Raw genomic sequence first — 3,647 nt, forward strand, 5'->3', positions numbered from 1 at the left:
CGCCGCTGGTGGACCCCTACGACCGGCGTGAGGTGGTGGAGCGGCTGGGCGCGGGCCAGCCTGTCGACTGGGATGCCCACCATAAGCACGTCGCGGAGCGCGGCGTGCTGCACCCGGATGGGGTGCTGGACGCCGACGAGTCTGATGTGTCCGAGGCCCAGCGCGGGTTCTACCGGCACTTTTACCGGTCAGCGCTGATCGTTGAAATGTTGGGATGCTGGCGGGACCAGCCGGTGTCGTTGCCCGATGTCGCCTACTGCGGCTGGGCCGCCGGGTTCGGGCATGCCGTCGACGGAGCGTTAAACCAGGCCCTCGCGGTGCTCGAACCGGGGCAGCGCCGATGAGCAGCCTGAAGGAGTGGGCCTGGCACAAAACCGGGCGGGCGGTGTTGTGGGCGCTGCTGGAAGCTGCCCGTGACGGCGAACTCGAAGAGGACTGGCGGGTGATGTGGGCGGACCGGACCGCTGCGGCGCTGCGGGTAGCCCGCGCAGGCGACCCGGACTGGTGGCGGGGCGATGCGGCGCGCCATATCCGGGCGGTGTCGCCGGGGCAGGGTTGGCCCCGGGTGGGTCCGGTGATACCTCGCCCGGCTCCAATACCAGTGGAGATACCTCGCCTGGGTCCGGGGCTGCCCGGCTTTGACGTAATCGCTGTGCGGCGAACGGCGGCCGCGGCTGCGGCTACCGCCGAGCCGGTGGGGCCGAGCCAGGAGGCAGGCGAAAAGGTGCTGTTGGCACTGCGTGACCTGGCCGACAACGACGCCGAGGCCTGGTGGGCGTGGGAACCAGCCCGCGCGGGGGAGGTGAGTGCAGGCCAGGCGCTGCGGGCTTGGTGGTGTGCGGCGCTGGAGGTGGTCGGCGTCGAGGAGGCCGAGGAGCTTGTGCAGAGCAGAGAGCGTGCAGAGCGGATGCTCCAGCAGCGCGAGGGCCACGGCGATATCGCCGTGCTCCAGGGGATGAAGGTGTGGACCCGCCAGGCGGACGGTGTCCGCGAGTTGGCGCAGCAGCGCCGCGACCTGATCACCGAAAGCGCCACCGCGGCGGCCACAACATTGCACCGGGCGACATTGCAGCGGGCGACACCTGGGGTCGGGCCGGTGCTCAGCGATTGGGTGGCGGAGGCGACCGCCCGCGCCCGCCAATGGCGAGACAGAGACGCGGCGGATGTGCATCTGGCGGAGCTGACTGACCCGGCCTACCGCGAAAGGCTGGAGCGGATACCGGAGTACTGGAGTTGAACACGCCCAGGCGTTCGCCCACCCAGGGCGAGGCGGTGTCCGTCGCTGTGGCGGCGAGCGGGCTGGCCGGCCACGAGGTTTCGCCGGGCGCGCGTGATCTCCTCGATCGAATCGAGCGCGGCGTGCTGACCTACGACGAGGCCGTTGCCGAGGTCATCGCGGAGTTCGGGCAACCCGCCCGGTGACCCCGGCGCAGTGTGGGTATCAGGGCAGCGCAGTGTGGGCTATCATAGGTGGTGCCTGTTGCGTTGAGCTTCAGGAAGTGAGCCCGAGACCCGGCCGGACGACCGTGGCGCTCGGGCTTCGCGATTTTTGGGGCCTGGTCACACGTCGCGGGTGACCGTGACGGCGGGGTTGATGAGCTTGCGCCAGTGCCCGCCTTTGGCCCAGCACCAGGCGATGGCGTCGGGGATGGCCAGCAGCGCGTCAGCGTGGGGGCGTTTGTGCTCGTAGTGCAGGGTGTCGCGGCAGCCGGCGGCTCGGGTGTATTCGATGAGTTTCTGGTTGTCGAACTTCACCATGGTGCCGCTGCTGTTCGATTCGGTGTTCGGCATGGTGATCCACGCCGCGGGCCGGCCGATCAGCCGCACCGCCTTCCTGCACGTCGACTACCGCAAGGTCACGCCCATCGACACCACGCTGACCGCGCGCGGCTGGATCCGGGAGACCGACGGCCGTAAGGCGTTCGTCAACGCCGAGCTGCGCGACCCCGACGGCAATGTGCTCGCCGAGGCCAACGGGTTGATGGTGCGTCTGCTCGCCGGCCAGCCCTGACGGGTCGGCGCCGAGACTGCAGGCAGTGCGGCGTTTTACCCTGAAATCCCGCACCCCGCGCAGTTTCGGCGGCACCATGATCACGTGACCACCGAACGTCCCGAGCGCGATGTGCGCCGGCTGTCCACCCCACGCGCGGCTGGCCTGGCCGGCGTGTTGTTCGCCGTGCTGTTCGGCGTCGCGATCGCGCTGATCCACACCGCGCTTCCCGAAGGCGCCCAGCCGGGCGCGCAGTGGGTGGAGGGTTCGGAGGGCAAGGTGCGCGCGGCGGCGGTGCTGATGCCGTTCGCCGGCATCTGCTTCCTGTGGTTCATCGGAGTGGTGCGCGACGGATTGGGCAGGTTCGAGGACAAGTTCTTCGCCTCGGTCTTCCTGGGCAGTGGGCTGCTGTTCCTCGCGATGATCTTCGTGTCGTCTGCCGTGGGGGTGGCGTTGGTGGCCAGCGGCGCCGACTACGGAGCCGATGTGCACGTGTTCGGTCAGGCACTGCTGATCGCGCTGTCGAAGACCTACGCCCTGCGAATGGCAGCGGTGTTCATGATGTCGCTGGCCACCATCTGGCTCAAGACCGGCCTGGTGTCGCGGGGGCTGGTGATCTTCACCTACGTGGTGGCGCTGACGCTGTTGGTGGCCAGTGACGTGACGGTGTGGCTGACGCTGGCGTTCCCGGTCTGGGTGCTGATCGTCAGCGTGCTCGCGCTGAGCAAGGCCGGGCTGATCGACCTGCACCGCGACGGCGACTGATTCCCGCTGTCGGCGAGCAGGTTTGGGTCTTGTCCGCCTACGGATCGTCGTGGTCGATGATCCGTTCGGGGTGGTGGAGGTTGTTGGTGCGGGACTGGCCGCAGTCCAGCTCGGGGGGCGGAATCCATTCGGTGACGCCGTCTGTGGGGCGGTTCCTTGTGGTCCAGCCGGCGGTCTCCACCATGCGATTGTTCGGCCCGCACGCCAACGTCAGGTCCTCGATGTCGGTGCGCCCGCCGTCCTTCCAGTCTTGGTTGGCGTGATGCACCTGGGAGCGGTAGGCACTCGCGCTGCAGCCGGGCATGGTGCAGCCGCGGTGTTTGGCCAGCAGCATCAGCCGCTGAGCCAGGGTGGCGGTCCGGCGGGCCCGGCCCAGGTGCAGGGGCAGGCCCTTGCCGTCGAACAGCGCCAGCCACGGGCGGGAGTGGGCGGCGAACTTGAGCACGTCGGCGATCGGCAGCCTCGTGCCGCCGGCGGTCAGGCCGTGGCCGGTGCCCTTCTCCAGATCAGTCAGACTCACCGTGATCACGACATTCGCGGGCAGGCCGTTGATGGTCCCCGTCGGCTGCGTGGTGAGCATGCGTTTGCACAGGGCCAGCAGCGCGTCGTGGTTGCGTTTGCCCGTGGTGCGGGTGTCGTTGCGTATCTGCTCGTCGGTGGGTTCGCCGTCGAGGCAGGGGTGCTCGTCAGCGGGGTTGCACATCCCCGGGGCGGCGTTGCGCTCCATCAACGGCTCTAAGGTGGCCCACGCCTCCGGAGTCAGGAGTCCTTCGAAGGGCCGCATCCCATCGGGGCGTTGCTTGCCGACCCGGATATAAGCCAGGGCTTGGCGGTCCTCATCGGAGAGCTCGCCGTCCTGGTTCAGCAGGTAGAGCATGTGCGCGGCGGCGGT

The 3,647-nt window shown here is 69.0% G+C and carries 6 protein-coding genes and 1 pseudogene; 5 read left to right on the top strand and 2 right to left on the bottom strand.

Translation table 11 applies throughout. From position 1 onward, the window contains the following. The 3 genes from A5650_RS27225 to A5650_RS23420 form a co-directional block, all read left to right on the top strand. A partial coding sequence (locus A5650_RS27225; RefSeq protein WP_197501968.1) for a hypothetical protein occupies positions 1 to 344 on the top strand: 344 nt, incomplete at its 5' end. Next, positions 341 to 1,237 (top strand): hypothetical protein, encoded by an 897-nt coding sequence (locus A5650_RS23415; RefSeq protein WP_044543349.1) that lies wholly within the window; start codon positions 341 to 343, stop codon positions 1,235 to 1,237. The genes A5650_RS27225 and A5650_RS23415, both read left to right, overlap by 4 nt. Positions 1,238 to 1,272: 35 nt before the next feature. After that, complete coding sequence (locus A5650_RS23420; RefSeq protein ID WP_231992779.1) at positions 1,273 to 1,422, top strand: antitoxin VbhA family protein; 150 nt, start codon at positions 1,273 to 1,275, stop codon at positions 1,420 to 1,422. Between the two features lie 138 nt (positions 1,423 to 1,560). Here the strand turns inward: A5650_RS23420 and A5650_RS23425 are convergent, their stop codons facing one another. Then, complete coding sequence (locus A5650_RS23425) at positions 1,561 to 1,758, bottom strand: hypothetical protein (RefSeq protein ID WP_178359819.1); 198 nt, start codon at positions 1,756 to 1,758, stop codon at positions 1,561 to 1,563. Between A5650_RS23425 and A5650_RS23430 the strand changes: the two are divergent. Together A5650_RS23430 and A5650_RS23435 are read left to right on the top strand one after the other, a co-directional pair. Continuing rightward, positions 1,757 to 2,011, top strand: a pseudogene (locus A5650_RS23430) (PaaI family thioesterase); the annotation flags it as partial. The gene A5650_RS23425 and the pseudogene A5650_RS23430 sit on opposite strands and share 2 nt — an antisense overlap. An 84-nt stretch (positions 2,012 to 2,095) precedes the next feature. Further along, positions 2,096 to 2,755: a hypothetical protein gene (locus A5650_RS23435; protein WP_231992786.1), complete on the top strand. Its 660-nt coding sequence runs from the start codon at positions 2,096 to 2,098 to the stop codon at positions 2,753 to 2,755. Between the two features lie 37 nt (positions 2,756 to 2,792). Here A5650_RS23435 and A5650_RS23440 read toward each other — a convergent pair. Next, the coding region (locus tag A5650_RS23440) for an HNH endonuclease signature motif containing protein (RefSeq protein WP_156744304.1) at positions 2,793 to 3,647 on the bottom strand (855 nt) is incomplete at its 5' end.

The organism is Mycobacterium sp. 1164985.4 (assembly GCF_001668575.1).
GTDB lineage: Bacteria > Actinomycetota > Actinomycetes > Mycobacteriales > Mycobacteriaceae > Mycobacterium.

Coding starts and splice junctions, on each gene's coding strand:
- A5650_RS23415 (WP_044543349.1), top strand. CDS start 341: ATGAGCAGCCTGAAGGAGTGGGCCTGGCACAAAACCGGGCGGGCGGTG.
- A5650_RS23425 (WP_178359819.1), bottom strand. CDS start 1,758: ATGGTGAAGTTCGACAACCAGAAACTCATCGAATACACCCGAGCCGCC.